We start from the raw sequence: 17826 nt of genomic DNA on the forward strand, positions 1-17826 counted from the left end.
ATTAAAAACTTACTTTTCTACTGTTCATAGGAATGATGATACTAGAAAAAAATAAATCCTGAAGGGTAAAAACTTGTATCATTTTTTATGGAAAGCCTATTATTCAAAACTTGTTTGTCTCCTAGATAAACTATATAATTAGTTCGCCCCTTTTTTGCCCCTTCTTGAACCAAAAGAAAAAACCGCTACTCCTAAGAATAGCGGTTTTATATGTTTTTTTAAGCTACTAATGTAGTTGCTCTATTATTTAAGAGTAACTGAAGCTCCAGCTTCTTCCAATTTAGCTTTGATTTCTTCAGCTTCTGCAGTTGGAACGCCTTCTTTGATGACACCTGGTGCACCATCAACAAGTTCTTTAGCTTCTTTAAGCCCAAGACCAGTGATTTCACGTACAACTTTGATAACGCCAACTTTTTTGTCACCAGCAGCTGTCAACTCAACGTCAAATGAGTCTTTAGCAGCACCAGCGTCAGCAGCACCAGCTGCAGCAACAGCTACAGGAGCAGCTGCAGTTACACCAAATTCTTCTTCGATAGCTTTTACAAGGTCGTTCAATTCAAGGATTGAAGCTTCTTTAATTTCAGCAATAATGTTTTCAATGTTCAATGCCATTGTTATTTCCTCCAAATAAGTTTTTAATTTTATAATAGTTTTTCGTAGCTAGGCTACGCTGCGTAGCTTAAGATTAAGCTGCGTCTTCTTTGTTGTCTGCAACCGCTTTGACTGCAAGAGCAACGTTGCGCACTGGCGCTTGAAGTACAGAAAGGAGCATAGAAAGAAGTCCTTCGCGGTTTGGAAGAGTTGCAAGAGCAACGATTTCTTCTTTAGATGCGACAGCGCCTTCGATTGCACCACCTTTGATTTCAAGTGCTTCAGCGTTTTTAGCAAAGTCGTTCAAGATTTTCGCTGGTGCGATAACATCTTCGTTAGAAAATGCTACTGCAGATGGTCCAACAAATACTGATGCAAGATCTTCAAGACCAGCTTTTTCAGCTGCACGACGCAAGATTGAGTTTTTAATGACTTTATACTCAACTTCGCTTCCACGAAGCTCACGACGAAGAACTGTATCTTGCTCAACTGTCAAACCACGAGCGTCTACAACGACGATAGATGCAGCAGCTTTCATTTTTTCAGCTACTACGTCAACTAGTTCCGCTTTTTTAGCAATAATTGCTTCACTCATTAGTGTGTTCACCTCCGTAATTATTTTGCTTGGGGAATTTTTCCAAAAGAAAAACGCGCCCAAACCTAGACACGAAAGTACAATACGCTTCTTTTTACATGATACGTTTTGTCCTCGGTAGGATCTTTATGAGTCGAGCTCCCCTACTGTCTTAGGCAGTTTTTTCAAACCGTATATAAGTATAGCATAGACAAAAAAAGAATGCAAGATTTTTGCAAACTTTTTTTAAATTTTTTTAAATCTCTACTGTCAAAACTTTGCCTTGCTTAACCACCTGTTCTCCAGCGATATAAACATCATCGACATCACTGGATTTGACAGCATAAACCAGGTGAGAGAGCATATTTTCCTGAGGTTGAAGATGGATTTTTCCTTGTGGTTGAATGACCAGAAAATCTGCCTGTTTGCCGACTTCTAGGCTTCCTATCTGCTTTTCCATTCCTAGAACCTTAGCTCCTTCGATTGTCAGTGCCTTAAGGGCTGTTTCGATAGAAAATTGGCTAGCATCTCCGCTCTTCATTTTCTGAAGGAGGGCGGCTATCCGTCCTTCCTCAAACATATCTAGATTATTATTGGAAGCAACCGAGTCTGTCGCAATTCCGACTGCTACTCCTGCTTTTTGCAGTTGGATGATGGGAGCGATCCCTGAAGCCAATTTAAGGTTACTGATAGGATTGTGGGCGATAGCCACATGAGAAGTTGCCAAACGTTCAATTTCTCTCTCGTTTAATTCGACTCCGTGAGCAAAGACAGAGGAATGATCTAAGTAACCTAGTTCTTCTAGAAAGGCGAGGGGGCGTTTGCCGTATTGTTTCAGAATAATTCCTGATTCCTCCTTGGTCTCCGCCACATGGATATGGATGGGAATGTCCAGCTCTTTTGCCATATCTAAGCTCGCTTCCAGCAAGTCTCTACTACAACTGTAGGGAGAATGTGGAGCTACCATAACCTTGAAATTTGGATTTTCATATCCTAAGATTTCTTCTATGATGGCTCGTGTTCTGCTTATAGTCTCAGCAGTTGTTTCTGTCTCTGAAGAAAAGAGGGTCGGTGAGAAATAACAACGCATCTTGGAAGCCTTGACTGCCTGATAAATTTGCTCAATATCCACACCATTGGGATTATACATATCGTTGAAGCTTGTTGTTCCTGACTGGAGCATTTCTGTCAGAGCTTCTTTGACCGCCTTGGTAGTCATGTCGGGAGTAAATCCTGCTTCTGCTGGCCAGATAAAGTCATTGAGCCATTCATGGAGATTGCTGTCATCCCGAATCCCTCGCAAACCTGTCATGGCAGAATGGGTATGGCAATTAACCAAACCAGGCATGATCCAGGCTCCCTGATAGTCTATAATCTGCTCAGCTTGCTCTAAAATCTCTGGCTTCTCTTGGCCGACATAGACGATTTGAGAGTCCTTAACGGCTAAGACACCATCCAAATAAACATGGAAATCTTGGTCACAAGTCACGATATTTACATGCTGATAGACTTTCATTGTTTTCTCCTTCTAAGACCCTGATTTTTCTAGCTATTGTAACAAAAAAGTCACCCGAAGGCAACTTTTTTCGTTCATAAGATTTTAAAATAGAAAGGATTATTCAGGGCTAAAAGCTGCTGCTTTTTGCATTTGGGAATACTTGCCCTTTCTAGCCATGAGGTCCTGATGGTTCCCATACTCAACAATATCACCATCTACCAAGACAAGAATCAAATCCGCATCCTGAATGGTTGACAAACGGTGAGCAATGATAAAGCTTGTGCGCCCTTTCATGAGTTTGGCAAAGGCATCCTGTACTAGCACCTCTGTCCGTGTATCGATGGAAGAAGTCGCTTCGTCTAAGATAAGAATCTTTGGGATAGCTAGAAAGACTCGGGCGATGGTCAAGAGCTGGGCTTGGCCGACAGATAGTGATTCTCCTGCATTTTCCAACTTAGTATCATATTCCTGTGGCAACTGTTGGATGAAAAAGTCTGCGTTGGCTGCTTTTGCGGCAGCAATCACCTGCTCCCTACTGGCATCAGGATTTCCAAAGGCAATATTGTCATGAATGGTCCCTTGCTTGAGCCAGGTTTCTTGGAGTACCATCCCAAACTGCTGTCTCAATGATGCTCGGGTATAATCGTAAATAGAACGACCATCTAACAAGATATCTCCCGAGTTAATAGGATAAAAACGCATGAGGAGATTGATAAGAGTTGACTTACCAGCACCTGTCGGACCAACGATGGCTACCTTGCTACCAGCTGGGATATCGATAGACAAATCCTTAATCAAGATCCTTTCAGGATTGTATCCAAAAGAAACATGCTTAAAGGAAATGGCTCCCTTAACTTGGTCACTGGTCAAGACTTCCTTACCTGTTTCAGCAACCTCAGGACTTTCTAAGACAGCATAGACACGCTCTGCGCAAGCGAGAGCACTTTGCAATTCGGCTAGAACAGAAGAAATATCGTTAAAGGGCTTAGTGTACTGCTGAACATAGTTCAAAAAAGTCACTAAACGTCCGATGGTCAAGGTGGACCCCATCATGATACGATAGGCTCCCACTCCAGCAAGAAGAGCATAGATGAGTGCATTGACAAAGCGAGTTGAAGGATTAACCGTTGATGAATAAAAGATAGCTGACTGAGAATAACCTGCGTAGTTGCCATTCGCCTCGTGCAGTCTTTGGATAAACTCTGTCTGAGCATTAAAGGACTGGATAATAGTTTGCTGGCTAAGAGACTCTTCAATCAACTGAGTCTGAATCCCCCTCGTCTCTGTTTGCTTCTGGAAGAGATGATAAGAGCGTTTAGCAATAAAGCGTGAAATCACCATGGACAGGGGCGTCAACAGCAAGACCAAGAGGGTCATGAGGAGGTGGATTTGAAGCATGGCTAGAATACTAACCAAAATCATCAAAACGCCAATGAAAAATTGGTTAAAAATCATGGTCAAGCCAGCTGCCAACTGTTCTATGTCTGTAGTCACACGACTAACCATCTCTCCACTACCCTGCCGATCCACAAAAGCAATCGGTAAACGATGAAGTTTATGAATGATTCTCTCTCGCAAGTCTTTGGTATAAGAGAAAATTAGACGATTATAAAGAAGAGGATTGGCCCATTGTACCAGAGTATTTCCTATGACTACCAAGATCATCTGAATGAAAATCTGCCAAAAAACTGGTGAAGAACCAGCCACAAGGACCTGGTCAATGACCTGCCCAATCAAAATAGGTAGGTAAATTGATAAACTAACTTGGGCAATAGTTCCTAGAAAGGCTAGGAAAAGGAGAAAGGGATGGCTTGCTAAATCCACGGCTAAACGTTTGAGCGTCTGGTTTGCAGTTTGTCGTTTCATGCTAGTCCTCCTTTCCATGTTGGGATGCATTGATTTCGTGATAGACTTGGCTAGTCTTCATCAAGTCATCGTGCTTACCAACAGCTAGTAACTCACCTTTTTCCAAGAGGAGAATCTGGTCAGCCATCTGAAGTGTCGAAGTTCGTTGAGAAATCAAGATTAAACTTGTATTTGGCAAATTTTCTCGAATAGCTTTCAAGAGCTTGGACTCGGTGATGGTGTCGAGGGCCGAGGTCGCATCATCTAGGATGAGAAAAGGAGCTTGGCGCAAGACTGCTCGGGCGATAGATAACCTTTGTTTTTGTCCGCCTGAGAAATTTCGTCCTCCTGCCTCAACTAAGGCATCTAAGAGTCCTTCCTTATCACTGACAAAATCCTTTGCTTGCGCAATCTCCAAGGCATGCCATAGTTGCTGGTCAGATACTTCTCGATTGAAACCTAGAGTCAAGTTGGAACGAATAGTTCCCTTAAAGAGTTCGACCTTTTGGGTCACATAGGCAATCCAAGACCGCCACTGCTCAAGATTACGAGGACTACGTCCATTTCGATAAAGGTCAATGCTCCCCTTGTCTACCGGATAAAGACCAAGTAAGACTTGCACCAAGCTTGATTTACCAGAACCAGTTCCTCCGATGATACCAAGGATTTGCCCTTGCTTCATATCAAAGGAAATGTTTCTCAGAGAAGGCTGAGCCGCATCAGGATAGGTAAAGGTCAATTCTTGGACTTGCAAAACCTGATTACTGGTAGCTTGCTTTTGTTCTAACTCTGAATGGATATCCTCTGGAGCCTCGTCAAAGACTTCCTCGATTCGCTTGGCTGAGATGTAGGACTGGTTGAGGGAATTGATCAGCATGGTGAGCTTAACCAATTCCACCAAAATCTGCAAGAGATAGTTGATGAGGGCAATGAGGGCACCTTGACTGAGTAAACCTCCTTGAATTGAAATATAGCCCTGCCAGATGATAACAAGGAGAGTCCCATTAACAATCAGATAGGTCAGAGGTGTTAACAAACTAGACCAGAAACCCGTCTTTTCTTGCAATCTAGCATAAACTTGGTTAAGGGTTTGAAAAATTTGTAACTCTCGTTTTTCCTGACCAAAAGCACGAATAACTCGCATGCCTTGTAATTGCTGGCGCGTTTCCTGAACCAGCTGATCCGTTTTCTTTCTGAGACTGCTGTAGAGAGGATTGACCAGTCGAGAGAGACCGACAATGACAATCGTCAAAATGACAACCATAACTAAGAACCAGAAAGTCAGCTCAGCTGAGATTCTATAGGCCATAAAAATGGCTCCAAAAACGATAATAGGCGCTCTCAAAAAGAGGCGCAGGAATTGATTGATACCAGTCTGAATCTGGTAAGTATCCGAAGTCAAGCGTGTCACCAAGCTAGATGTTGTCAGACGATCTCTGCTGTCCTTAGGCAAGGAAAGAATATGACGATAAAGGTCGTCTGTCAGTTCTTTGGCAAAACCCACCGCAGCCTTAGCTGAGTAAAACTGGGCTACCAAGGCCACTAAAACGCCAATCACTGCAAAGATAAGGAGCAGGCCAATCTGCATCCATAGATGCCCTTGATCTCTCTGAGGCAAGGATTGGTCAACAATCCCAGCAATCACCATGGGAACTAAGAGCTCAAAAACAGCTTCTAGCAACTTGAACAGGGGAGCCAAAATTGATTCTTTGATATAGGGTTTGAAGTAAGATAGTAAGTGTTTCATAGATCCCTTCTATTCTTATTCTGGAAATGAAGAAAGTGGGAAGCCCCACCCTCTCCGTTTTATTTGTTTAAGTAAGGCAATAGATAGCCATATCCTGCTTCTTCCATCTCATCCTTGGCTACAAAGCGCAAGGATGCAGAATTGATACAGTAACGGAGGCCACCTAACTCCTGAGGTCCATCTGTAAAGATATGACCCAAGTGAGCATTTCCTGACCGAGAACGAACCTCGATTCGCTCCATTCCATGACTCAGGTCCTTGTAATAGTGAATCAACTCCTTAGAAATCGGACGACTAAAACTTGGCCAACCACAACCTGAGGCAAACTTATCCTTAGCAAAAAAGAGTGGCTCCCCTGTCGTGATATCTACATAAATCCCTTCTTCAAAAGTTTGGTCATAAGCATTACTAAACGGCGCCTCTGTAGCAGCTTCTTGCGTTACTCGGTAGGATTCTTCAGTTAGGTTTTCCTTCAGCACCTCTTGACTAGGCTTTTCATAGTTAGAGGCATCAATCAATGGCTTCTCAGCATCCGTCACATCGATATGACAATAACCTGAAGGATTTTTCTTGAGATAGTCTTGATGGTAGTCTTCTGCTAAAATGTAGTGGCGAAGTTTCTCCACCTCTACTGCAATCTTTCGACCCAGCATACGCTCCTGCTCCTGCACCACTGTGTAGATAGCTGGCAAGTCTGCTTCATCCTGATAATAGATTCCCGTTCGATATTGGCGACCACGGTCATTCCCTTGTTGGTTAATAGACAAGGGATCAATGACACGGAAATAATAAAGCAAAATCTCTCTAAGTGACACTGCTTTCTCATCATAAATCACTTGAACAGTCTCTGCATGGTCTGTTTCCTTGAGCAACTGGTAATTGGTCGTTTCGACTTGGCCATTAGCGTAGCCGACACTGGTTGCTAGCACTCCAGAAATTCGTGAAAAATACTCCTCTAGGCCCCAAAAACAACCACCTGCTAGATAAATTTCTGCCATCTTTATTTCTCCTTTATCAAGTTTTTAACTAATACTCTTCGAAAATCTCTTCAAAGCACGTCAGCTTACATCTGCAACCTCAAAACAGTATTTTGAGCTAACTTCGTCAGTTCTATCCACAACCTCAAAACACTGTTTTGAGCAACCTGCGGCTAGCTTCCTAGTTTGCTCTTTGATTTTCATTGAGTATAAACTTCTTTTCAAAAAAAGGATAGGAAGTCCTCTGGTCGAGAGTTTCCCCATCCTATCTTCTATTCTTTATTTTGCTTCGACACGGACACCTTTGGTATCAACTTTCAAATCATGCAGTTTGCCTTTGAAAGACTGCTTTTGCAATTCTGCCTTAATCGCTGGCATCTTGTCATGAGAAGCCAAGACCATAACTGTCGGTCCGGCACCAGAGAGATAGGTTGCATAGGCACCATTCTCTTTAGCTACTTGCTTAATCGTCGCAAATTCACGGACCAGACTTTGACGATAACGCTCGTGGAAGAGGTCCCCCTCGATTGCTTGTCCAGCTGTCACCATATCTCCTGCTAACAAGGCTGCAACGGCCACATTGGCAATTGAACTAGCTGCAACAGCTTCCTTGTAGGACAATTTCTTAGGAAGGACACCACGGCTGTCTCGAGTGCGTAATTCATAGTTGGGAATATAAGCTAGAAAATCACACTCGGGGAAGTCTGCCACAATTGCTGAAACGTGACCTTCAACGGAGCTCGCAACAACAAGATTTCCATAGATAGCTGGAGCCACATTGTCAGGATGTCCTTCAATCTTGGTCGCCAGCTGCAATTTGTCGTGGTTAGATAAGTTGAGATCGCCAAGTTGGTTGGCCAGTTCAATCCCAGCAACGATAACCGAGCTTGAAGAACCCAAACCACGCGCCAAGGGAACATCACTGGTCATTTTCAAGCGTCTTGGTTGCAAGTCCGGCGCAATTTGCAAGGCAATCTTAAGCAAAAGATTACGCTCGTCATGGGGAATCCATTTGCCAATCTGGTGTTCAATCAACCACTCATCTCGTTCTTCACAGACCTCAATTTGAAGATACTTGGTTACAGCTACACCGACCGAATCAAAACCTGGCCCAATATTGGCACTGGTTGCAGGTACAATAATCTTCATCTTATTCTCCTAACACCTTGAAGGTATTCAAGAGGTCAAATTCTGAAGCTTTGGCCAACTCTGCTGAAACATTCTCAAGTTGTGCTTTATTAATCTTATGAGTGATAATCACTACACGCGCCTTGTCACCCTCTTTGCCATCTTGGAGGATTTGCTTGAAGGAAATATCTTGAGCGTTGAAAATCTCAGCCAATTTCAAGACCTGACCTTTTGAGTCTGGAGCCAAGATTGAGAAGTAGTAATTAGCTTTAACATCTTCTGGATTAGCCAAAACCAAGTCACGGCTGTATTCGTTGAAGTCTTTACCAATGGTACCATCATTCAAGCGACGAACGATACGGACAATGTCTGCTACAACACTTGTTGCAGTTGGTTTTTGACCCGCACCTGGTCCGTAATACATAGACTCACCGATACCGATAGATTCTACAAAGACTGCGTTCATTACCCCATTCACACTGGTAAGTGGATGTGCTTTAGGTAGGAAGGTTGGAGTCACTTCTGCAGCAATACCTGAAGGAGTTTCCTCGATAGAACCAACCAATTTCACTACATAGCCAAGGTCTTGGGCTACAGCTACGTCTTCTGGTGTGATGTTGCGGATTCCCTTGTGGGCTACATCGTCAAAAGCAACCTTCATCCCAAAAGCAAACTGGCTCAAAATCACCATCTTGTAGGCTGCGTCAATCCCATCCACGTCATTTGTAGGGTCGCTTTCTGCAAAACCAAGTCTTTGTGCTTCAGCCAGAGCATCATCATAAGACCAGCCTTCTTCGACCATCTTGGTCATCATGAAGTTAGAAGTTCCGTTAACAACACCAAGAACGCGCGTGATTTTATCAGAAGCTAATGAATTTGCCAAGGTACGAAGAATTGGAATCCCACCAGCTACTGCTGCTTCATAGTAAAGTGCTACATTATGCTCTTTAGCGATTTCTAACAATTCTGCACCATGAACAGCCAAAAGGTCCTTGTTAGCAGTAACAACGTGTTTCCCAGCTTCTAAGGCACGAGTGATAAAGGTTTTAGCTGGTTCGATACGCCCCATCAATTCCACTACGATAGTAATGTCCTTGTCTGCTAAAATATCATCTACATTGGTTACAAAGTTAAAGTCATTTCCTGCTGCAAGCAAGCGGTTCTTTTCATCTTCATCCTTGACCAATACCTTTGCTACTTCAATCTCCGAATGAGCTGACTGAACGATTTTTTCTCCATTTTCCTTTAGGAGGAATGGCACACCACTTGCCACGGTACCAAATCCAAGTAAAGCAATTTTAACTGTCATGTTTGTCTCCTAGAAATTTTCTGATATAGCCATTATAACAGAATTTTGTGAAAATTCCTATTATAGTAGATCACTATTTCAGTCTAGTAAAGAAAAAACGAATCCCATGATTCGTCTTTCTTGATAAATGAAAATTGATTTTAAAAATTATGAACGAATCTTTTGCAGACCGAGAACTGCGTCATGGTTAATCAATATTTGCCCATACTCTTGCAAGACTGAACGACTGATGTCACTGTCGTCTGCAAACTCACGCATACGAGCCAAGAGCCAGGCTGGATATGGACTTGGATGATTTTCCACATCGACTAAGATTGTCAAATAGTAGTGCCCATTCATCTTATAGAGTTCCGATGTTTCCATCTGGTAGTTAACCGTCTTTGCAAAAGCAACTAAGTCAGCAAGGCTTGCAAAGCGCAGGATATAGTAGATATAAGGTTCTTTCTTACTCTCAGTCTCCTTGTCTGCCTGCTCTTGCTCTTCTTCCTTTGCTTCGACCTGCTCTAGAGATTGGATGGCCTCAATATCGTCCTTGGTTTTATCTGCAATGCTCTTTTCCAAGGTTTTGAGAAATTCATCCGGCGACATTTGGGCTAATTCTTCCATGTCTGGTAGATCCGCCAAATCTTCAAAATCCAAATTTTGGTCAATCTTAGACTTGGTCACAAAGACGTCCACCTTATCTGGTTTTGGTGTCACACGAAAACTCAGCATACCACTATCCAAGAAATTGTCTGGCATCTCTAACTCATCTAAAATAGCATAGAAAAACTCTTCGGTTTTTTCCTGAGGGACGAGAAAGTCTGCGATTTCCATTCCCCGATCCATCAAATCATCTAAAGTCATCGTGATTTTCAGTGTTGTATCACTAATTTGTTTCATCTTCATATCTAGTAACCTCATACTTTCAGTCTATCTATTATACTAGATTTTTACGATTTTATCAAAAGAATGAAGCGAGAATGTGATATAATACTAGATATGATTTTAGATTTAAGAAAGAATGTTCAATGAAAAATATAAAAGTAAATGCCTTGGCCAGCTTGCTGGTCAATATTCTCAATATCGTTTTTCCACTGATAACCAATCCTTATCTGACGCGGATTCTCAGCAAATCCAATTACGGTTATTTCAATACAGCCAATACCTGGGCAAGTTTCGTTATTCCACTAGCTGCCTTTGGAATATACAACTACGGGATTCGAGCTATCAGTAAGGTCAAGGATGACAAGAATAAAATCAACTACGTCTTTTCTAAGTTGTTTTATATCTCGGTTTTTACCTCTCTCCTGACGACAGGTATCTACTTCCTCATTATCTTCTTTGACACCAGCATTGAGAATCTGAAGGTCCTCTACTACATCCTAGGGGCTCAAGCACTCTTCCAATTTCTCAATATCGAATGGATGAACGAGGCTTATGAAAACTATGCCTTCATCCTCTATAAAACATTAATTATTCGAATTACCATGCTGGTCGCTATCTTCGCCTTTGTTAAAACGGCAGATGATATTGTTCCTTATGCTATCGTTATGACAGCGACTACTATCCTCAACTACCTGCTCAGTTTTCTTTGGATTAAGAGAGAAGTTTCTTTTGTTAAGATCGGTTTCGTCGAATTAGCTAAAGCTTCTAAACCGCTCTTCACTATGCTTCTCTTAGCAAACGCTAATATGCTTTATACCTTGCTAGATAGAATGTTTATCACCAAGGGACCGGATGAGAACTATATTTCCTACTATACAATTGCCTATAGTATTGTCATGTTGATTGCCAGTGTCTTGAGTGGAGCTATCAACGTCAGTATTCCACGCCTCGGCTACTATCTCGGTAAAAAGGATTACAAGTCCTATAATTATCTCGTGAATCAAGCGGCATCCTTATTCTATTTCCTTATGGTTCCAACTAGCATCGGGATTATGATATTGGGACGGTACGCAACTGTTATTTATTCTTCTGAAAAATATCTTGAAGCGGGTATCGTAACCAGCGTCTTCGCTTTTCGTACCATCATTTGGGCTATTGAGTTGATTCTTGGTAAACAGATTATCTTTATCAACGACCATGAAAATCGCTTAACCGCCTTCTACTTCCTTGGTGGTGGGGCTAATATACTATTAAATAGCATCTTGTATTTCAATAATATTTTTGCACCTGAGTATTACATCGCTACGACCATTATCGCAGAAACTATCGTTGTTTTACTTGAAATTCATTTTATCAAGAAACACCAACTGATTAGTTTAAAAGAAATTTTTATAACCTTAACACGTTATAGCATTATATCCCTTGGTTTTATCCCAATCTTCTATATTTTCAAGATGATTTTCCAAATCAATTCCTACACAGTAAACTTCAATATGATTCTCATGGTTCTTTCTACCATAGCAACTTGTGGTATCTATTACCTCTTGACCCTCTTTATCACCAAAGACAAAACACTCCACTATGCACTGAACCTTGTACTTGCTAAATTAAAACGAAATTAAAAAAATCCCCTACTGATAAATTAGTTGCCAGTAGGGGATTTCTTCTTTATTCTTTTTCTTTCTTTTTAGAAGCGTTGGCTTCTAGATTTGAATCTTGTTTAGGTTGTTCAACAATAGAGGAATTAGCTTCTTGTTTCTGTTCTGGCTTGACTGCATCACTATTTACAGCAGCAACAGCCTGTTTCCAGATTCCTTCTTCGTTTACTTTGTAACCATCAGGTGTTGTTGCGTTCTTCAACAAAGAACCATCAGCTTGGAAATAGTACCAATTACCATCAAGCTGTTTCCAACCCGTTTGCATAGCTCCTGATTCATCAAAGTAATAATGATCACCATTTACTTTATGAAGGCCAACCAACATGATGCCATCTTCAGGATTTAGATAATACCAGACGCCTTTGTCTTTTATCCAACCAGTTTTCATGGCTCCATTTGATTCAAAGTAACGGTAATGATTATCAAACCATTTCCAGCCTGTTTGCATGGCACCAGATTTGCTAAAGTAATATTGCTTACCATCTACTTGATGGAGGCCGACTAACATAACGCCTTCCTTACCTTCAAGATAATACCAAGTATCACCATCTTTCAACCAACCAGTTTGGAGTGCGCCAGACGTAGCGTAATAATGCCAAGAATCATTTGACCACTGCCATCCAACTTGCATAGTACCTGCTGAGCTGAAGAAATAGTTCTTACCGTCAATCTCTTTAGATCCTACAGCCATAATACCTGTTTCTGGATCCAAATAATACCATGATTCTTTATCTTTCAACCAACCAGTTTTCATAGCACCTGAGTTCGTATAGAAGTACCAGCTATTGTCGTGCCACTTCCAGCCAGTCTGCATGGCACCACTAGCATTCAAATAGTAACGAACACCATTTATATCTTGTCTGCCAGTTAACATGATGCCATCTTTATCCAGATAATACCATGTTTCCTGATCCTTGACCCAGCCGGTTTTCATAGCTCCAGAACTTGCAAAATAGTTCCAGTGACCATCAACAAAGGCCCAGCCAGTTTGCATGATACCTTCTTGATTAAAGTAGTATGTGCTTCCATTGATATTCTTTTTACCGATGGTCTTTAGCCCATCCTCATCATAGAAATACCAATTTGAATCAATCTTTTGCCAAGTTGAAGGCTTACCTGCTGTTTGGAGTGCACCACTTTCGCTAAAGAACAGCTTCTTGCCATTATAGACTTGGTGTCCTGTTAGCATCTTCCCATCTGCTGCAAAGAGATACTTTTTCCCTCCAATTTCAGAGAGCTCGCTAAATCGTCTAGCACCATTTGACTGGATATAATACCAAGAGTCATCTAGTTTGAACCAACCACCAGTTTGCATTTTACCATTTTGGTTCAGATAGTAATCATTCCCTTTGGCATTTTCTCCCCAGTCGTCGTTAAGGTGAAGCCAGCGACCTGCTTGCATTTGTCCTTTTCCATTAAAGAAATAAGTGGCTCCGCCAATCTCTCTCCAGCCGATAGCCATTTCTCCGTCAGTCAAACGATATTTCCAATAGCCATCTTCTTGATACCATTTTTCGTCAACTACAGGGATATCAGGGAAGGTATTTGAAACATTTGCAAATCCTTTATCGCTAATATCAAAAACGGTAGCGTCTTGAGTTTGGCTAGCAGCATGAAGAACCTGAATATTTTTCTTCTGAAGGTATTCTCTGGTTGAAGCAACATTAATATCTCCACCAGTTGTCTGAATAATCATTTTTGGTGATAAGTTTTCAAGGAAATTAATCGTATTTGAAATTGTCGCATCATAATGGTGGTTCCATTTCATCATATCAACCTTGCCGATAACTGGACCTAACTTATCTTCTGCTCCTTCGGCATTATCCAAATCACCACCAAGATAGATTCTCTTTCCTGCCACGGTCACTACTGAAACGATGGAGTTGGAGTTATCATCTCGAACTTTTTTCAGATTCCCGTCAGCATCATATTCATTCTTATAGTTGTAGAGTTGGATATCCATATCACCTAATTTTAGATGACTATCCTCATCTGAAATATTCTGGATAAGAGTAACTCCTCGTTTTTGAGCTGCTCTCAAAGCATTATCATAATTGAAAAGATTATCCCATAGTCCCCAGTTCGCAGTGATCCTATCATCTGAATATTTTTTCAAATAAAACTTACCGACCTGATATCGATTGAGTATTTCGTCCGCTCCACCAATATGGTCACTATGAACATGAGTTCCTATAATAAAATCTAATTTTTTTACACCTATTTGATCCAAGTGGCGAATCAATCGATCCTCCAATACTTGATAATTTCTCATGGAAATTCCCCAGCGGCTTGGATAGCGTGGGTCACTCCCATCAGGAAAATCATAGTCTTCTCCCATATCAATCAAAGCATAGTGACCATTGCTTTCCAGAAGGATGGCGTCACTCCCAGATTTTGCTTTTGTATTTATGAAATGGATACGATTGCCCGAACCTGCAGAGATGGTATCTGCATCTACTCCTTGCGATAACTGAATCAGTAATAAAAAGAATGCGAGAACACTATAGCTGACTGATTTTAATAACCATTTATTTTTCACCTTGAAAACTCCTTTATCTTAACATTAAGCAACTTTTAAAAATCTAATCAATCCAGTAGTTTTTATCCCCTCCTGGGACTTGTTGCTCAATAGGAGGTGGAGTCATATAGTTTTCTCCAAATTCGTAGACAAGTATTTCATGGTATTTTCTCGGAACCTTGACCACAATGTTTTCATAAGGCATATCAATCAAATCATAGAGCCATTCTTTTTTTATACCATTTGGATAATAAGGGTCATAGATAGTACAAGTAAGATCTGTTGCTTGATCTACACTATACTTCAAAGCAAGACTCTCTAATTTTTGATTCCATAGCTGTGGGGAAGTTAAGCGGAAAATAGCTGATCCCATATAACGAGGGAGGTTTTTTAGTCCACCATTCTCAGACTTGATCCCTTTAAAATTCAAAGAAGAAAGTCGAATGAAATATTTGTAGAGCTTCATTTTCTTACGGTTACTTTCCTCTGTTACGACACCATCATATGGAAAAATGTCAACGCAAGTTCCCAATACGACCGTTGGGTCAACGAGATTAGCATCTCGACGAGTCCTTACATCATAGACTCTCATATAACTGTATGGATATCCCTTTGTTTCTCTGAATGAAATCAATTTGTAGTGGGGATGATTTTCATTTTGTAAAACCTTATACAGTTTTTCAAATTCATCACGCGCCAAGGAAATATCTGTATCATCATCCCAAGGGATAAATCCTTTATGGCGTACAGCCCCTAGTAAGGTTCCAAAATCAATAAAGTATTTGATTTGATGTTGTTCACAAAGATCATGTAGATACTTTAAAATATCCAATTCTACTTGCTTTATTTCTTCAAGAGTTAAAGTTCTTTCAGACATAGGTTCTATTCTCCTAAATTTGACTATATTTTTAAACGTTTCTTAATCCCAATCTCGTCATTTAGACCTTTTAACAATCTTCCATAATTTAAAATCATGATGAGATACTCTTTGTTCAACTGGTGGCAACTGCATATAGTCTCCGTAGTCTGAGGTCAAAATTTCATGATAGTTTTTCGGAATGGTAAATTCCTTACCTTCAAATATTCCAGTAGTAACTTGTTCCAGCCATTCACGTCTCCACACTGGTTTGTTCATATCCTTGTAGATAAGATAATCCACCTGCTCATAATCTGAGACTTTACGGGATTTTGCAAGCTCTTCAATCTGGGCAACGTATTTGTTTGTATTGGTGAAATAGAAAATAATAACTGACACATAGCGTAGCAGTGAATTCAGTACACTTTTCGTATTGGTAATGCCTTTGAAGGTGTAGCAACTCAATTGACGTTTCTTTATCAGTTTCGTCATCTTGTTTTTAAATTCTACATCATCCTCGTAGCCATCCACAGGGAAAATATCTACATAGATTCCCATATTCGAATCGATGCGAACATCTTCTTCTAGCAAGTAGGTATGGTTATCCTGCACTTTCATGAAGGGATAGACATAGTTGAGATTGTTTTTATAAGACATGACCTCGTAACGTTCATCACGGTTAGCGATAAGGTAGTCTTGCAACTTTTCATAATCTTCTCGTAACATGCAGATATCCATGTCATCATCCCAAGGGATAAATCCTTGATGGCGAACAGCACCAATTAGACTTCCATATGCTAAGAAATATTTAACCCCAATTTTCTGACAAACTTCATGAATATACTCCATGATTCCAAGTTCCATTTGTTGAATTTCATTGATGTCTGTTACTTCTTGGTACCGAACTCCTTCATCTCGTTTGCAGACTACGAGTCCATAGCCAATCGCTAGCCAGAAGATGATATTAATAAAGTTGGTTGAATACATAATCTGACTTTCAAATAATTGACCAAACAAGATACCGAAGAAAAGGATCATGATCAATTTATCAGTATTTTTCTTGGAAACAATCAAATACGTTAAAAAGCGCTTGATGACATAAGCCAGTACAAGAAGGAAGGATACCAAACCTAGAACTCCCGAACTGACAAATATGGTCACAAAAATGTTATGGAAATTCCCACCAATAAGGGAGTTTTGAATCTCAAATTTACTGAAATATTCTGTGTAGTAATCTGGAACGTTTCGTACACCATAACCAAAAATTGGTTTGGCACTTCCCATCTTGATGGCATTTTTCCAGATATAGGTTCTACCACTTGGTGTTGTTTCGATCAGATGGAGCTCACCGTTCTTCTTAGTGACAGACGAATCTGTCTCAGCATAGGATTGTCCTTTGTTTAAATCTAAGACAGTCGCAGTTTCAGATGAGATATAGATTGAAGTTACATAGCTTAATCCAATATTAGTTGCAGTAATCAGCAAACCAGCAACTATAAAAGTGAGGAATCGTTTAGCGATACTTCCTCTAGTAGCAAAGAAACTATAGAGTCCAATCATGAGAAGTAAAGAAAGTAAGGCTCCTCGACTTTGCATCGTTGCGAAGTAAACGAATTGAATCACATTGTTCAGTTTAAGATAAACAGAATATTTACTTCCTTTATGAATCAAATACATAGCCAAAATAATGCTAATGTATGAAAATATCGCACTAGCATTTGGATTGACAATCCCCCACAGACGTCCATTCATGACACCATAGTAATAAGATTGTTCGCCAATCTTAAATAGGATAAGGACTCTACTTACCAATAAACCAAACGCAAAAATTGCTGAAGAAAAAGATACAATTTGAACCGTATAGGCAATCCAGTCAAATAATTTTTTAAGTTGCCCTGATTGTAACATGGTAAATAATAAAACATAGGTTACCATGAAGAGAATTTCAATCACATTTCCAATTAAATGTCCAGAGCGATTGAAAACAGCTGATAGCAGATGACTTCCAGCTAAGAGTCCAAATAAGGATAGAAATTTGCGATCTGCTGTGATTTCTTTCCACTTAAACAATAAGGTATAGCAAATATAAAGCACTACAATCGCTGATAATCCCTTGTAGAGGGGATTTGCTATCTTATAAACCAGTGAACTCATACTTAAAATCGAAATAAAAACAAATAGATACGCAATCCATAGTTTTGATTTTTCAAAGTATTCATCCATTTTTGAAAAATTCATTTTCAACTCCTTCTCATGAT

13 protein-coding genes and 1 other annotated feature are annotated in these 17826 nt (G+C 40.4%); of the genes, 1 reads left to right on the forward strand and 12 read right to left on the reverse strand.

The window, feature by feature from the left end:
- Window positions 1-243: 243 nt before the first annotated feature.
- From rplL to mecA, 9 genes are all read right to left on the reverse strand, one after another.
- On the reverse strand, window positions 244-612 hold the full coding sequence (rplL, locus tag B7721_RS08210; protein WP_001196964.1) for a 50S ribosomal protein L7/L12: 369 nt from the start codon (window positions 610-612) through the stop codon (window positions 244-246).
- 73 nt (window positions 613-685) lie between these two features.
- Window positions 686-1186: a 50S ribosomal protein L10 gene (rplJ, locus tag B7721_RS08215; protein ID WP_001287274.1), complete on the reverse strand. Its 501-nt coding sequence runs from the start codon at window positions 1184-1186 to the stop codon at window positions 686-688.
- A gap of 38 nt (window positions 1187-1224) precedes the next feature.
- Window positions 1225-1360, reverse strand: a sequence feature (ribosomal protein L10 leader region).
- A gap of 61 nt (window positions 1361-1421) precedes the next feature.
- Entirely contained in the window at window positions 1422-2681 is a 1260-nt protein-coding gene (locus B7721_RS08225) for a TRZ/ATZ family protein (RefSeq protein ID WP_084878504.1), read from the reverse strand.
- Between the two features lie 99 nt (window positions 2682-2780).
- Entirely contained in the window at window positions 2781-4529 is a 1749-nt protein-coding gene (locus B7721_RS08230) for an ABC transporter ATP-binding protein (RefSeq protein ID WP_084878506.1), read from the reverse strand.
- A gap of 1 nt (window position 4530) precedes the next feature.
- A complete protein-coding gene (locus B7721_RS08235) occupies window positions 4531-6255 on the reverse strand; it encodes an ABC transporter ATP-binding protein (RefSeq protein ID WP_084878508.1) in 1725 nt (574 codons plus the stop codon).
- Between the two features lie 59 nt (window positions 6256-6314).
- Complete coding sequence (gene msrB / locus B7721_RS08240) at window positions 6315-7253, reverse strand: peptide-methionine (R)-S-oxide reductase MsrB (RefSeq protein ID WP_084878510.1); 939 nt, start codon at window positions 7251-7253, stop codon at window positions 6315-6317.
- Window positions 7254-7511: 258 nt separating this feature from the next.
- Window positions 7512-8381, reverse strand: a complete 870-nt coding sequence (gene thrB, locus B7721_RS08250) for a homoserine kinase (RefSeq protein WP_084878512.1) — start codon at window positions 8379-8381, stop codon at window positions 7512-7514.
- 1 nt (window position 8382) lies between these two features.
- Window positions 8383-9669 (reverse strand): homoserine dehydrogenase, encoded by a 1287-nt coding sequence (locus tag B7721_RS08255; protein ID WP_084878513.1) that lies wholly within the window; start codon window positions 9667-9669, stop codon window positions 8383-8385.
- 147 nt (window positions 9670-9816) lie between these two features.
- Window positions 9817-10557 (reverse strand): adaptor protein MecA, encoded by a 741-nt coding sequence (gene mecA / locus B7721_RS08260; protein WP_000782704.1) that lies wholly within the window; start codon window positions 10555-10557, stop codon window positions 9817-9819.
- Between the two features lie 122 nt (window positions 10558-10679).
- Here mecA and B7721_RS08265 point away from each other — a divergent pair, with 122 nt between their 5' ends.
- A complete protein-coding gene (locus B7721_RS08265) occupies window positions 10680-12158 on the forward strand; it encodes an oligosaccharide flippase family protein (protein ID WP_084878515.1) in 1479 nt (492 codons plus the stop codon).
- A 46-nt stretch (window positions 12159-12204) separates the two neighbouring features.
- Here B7721_RS08265 and B7721_RS08270 read toward each other — a convergent pair whose 3' ends face one another.
- Genes B7721_RS08270 through B7721_RS08280 form a run of 3 tightly spaced genes read right to left on the reverse strand, consistent with a single transcriptional unit; the run spans window position 12205 to window position 17806 of the window.
- The gene (locus tag B7721_RS08270) at window positions 12205-14733 is read right to left on the reverse strand and encodes an MBL fold metallo-hydrolase (protein WP_084878517.1); all 2529 of its coding nucleotides are present in this window, start codon (window positions 14731-14733) and stop codon (window positions 12205-12207) included.
- Window positions 14734-14776: 43 nt separating this feature from the next.
- Window positions 14777-15589 (reverse strand): LicD family protein, encoded by an 813-nt coding sequence (locus B7721_RS08275; RefSeq protein ID WP_084878519.1) that lies wholly within the window; start codon window positions 15587-15589, stop codon window positions 14777-14779.
- A 57-nt stretch (window positions 15590-15646) separates the two neighbouring features.
- Window positions 15647-17806 (reverse strand): LicD family protein, encoded by a 2160-nt coding sequence (locus B7721_RS08280; protein WP_084878521.1) that lies wholly within the window; start codon window positions 17804-17806, stop codon window positions 15647-15649.
- Window positions 17807-17826: the final 20 nt, after the last annotated feature.

It is taken from the genome of Streptococcus oralis subsp. oralis, assembly GCF_002096445.1.
In the GTDB taxonomy this organism is placed as follows: Bacteria; Bacillota; Bacilli; order Lactobacillales; family Streptococcaceae; genus Streptococcus; species Streptococcus oralis_N.

What these genes read in the sequence shown, in the direction of transcription:
- B7721_RS08230 (WP_084878506.1), bottom strand. Translation starts at nt 4,529, where the DNA reads ATGAAACGACAAACTGCAAACCAGACGCTCAAACGTTTAGCCGTGGAT.
- B7721_RS08255 (WP_084878513.1), bottom strand. Translation starts at nt 9,669, where the DNA reads ATGACAGTTAAAATTGCTTTACTTGGATTTGGTACCGTGGCAAGTGGT.
- B7721_RS08280 (WP_084878521.1), bottom strand. Translation starts at nt 17,806, where the DNA reads ATGAATTTTTCAAAAATGGATGAATACTTTGAAAAATCAAAACTATGG.
- mecA (WP_000782704.1), bottom strand. Translation starts at nt 10,557, where the DNA reads ATGAAGATGAAACAAATTAGTGATACAACACTGAAAATCACGATGACT.
- thrB (WP_084878512.1), bottom strand. Translation starts at nt 8,381, where the DNA reads ATGAAGATTATTGTACCTGCAACCAGTGCCAATATTGGGCCAGGTTTT.
- rplJ (WP_001287274.1), bottom strand. Translation starts at nt 1,186, where the DNA reads ATGAGTGAAGCAATTATTGCTAAAAAAGCGGAACTAGTTGACGTAGTA.
- B7721_RS08265 (WP_084878515.1), top strand. Translation starts at nt 10,680, where the DNA reads ATGAAAAATATAAAAGTAAATGCCTTGGCCAGCTTGCTGGTCAATATT.
- rplL (WP_001196964.1), bottom strand. Translation starts at nt 612, where the DNA reads ATGGCATTGAACATTGAAAACATTATTGCTGAAATTAAAGAAGCTTCA.
- B7721_RS08235 (WP_084878508.1), bottom strand. Translation starts at nt 6,255, where the DNA reads ATGAAACACTTACTATCTTACTTCAAACCCTATATCAAAGAATCAATT.
- B7721_RS08275 (WP_084878519.1), bottom strand. Translation starts at nt 15,589, where the DNA reads ATGTCTGAAAGAACTTTAACTCTTGAAGAAATAAAGCAAGTAGAATTG.
- msrB (WP_084878510.1), bottom strand. Translation starts at nt 7,253, where the DNA reads ATGGCAGAAATTTATCTAGCAGGTGGTTGTTTTTGGGGCCTAGAGGAG.
- B7721_RS08225 (WP_084878504.1), bottom strand. Translation starts at nt 2,681, where the DNA reads ATGAAAGTCTATCAGCATGTAAATATCGTGACTTGTGACCAAGATTTC.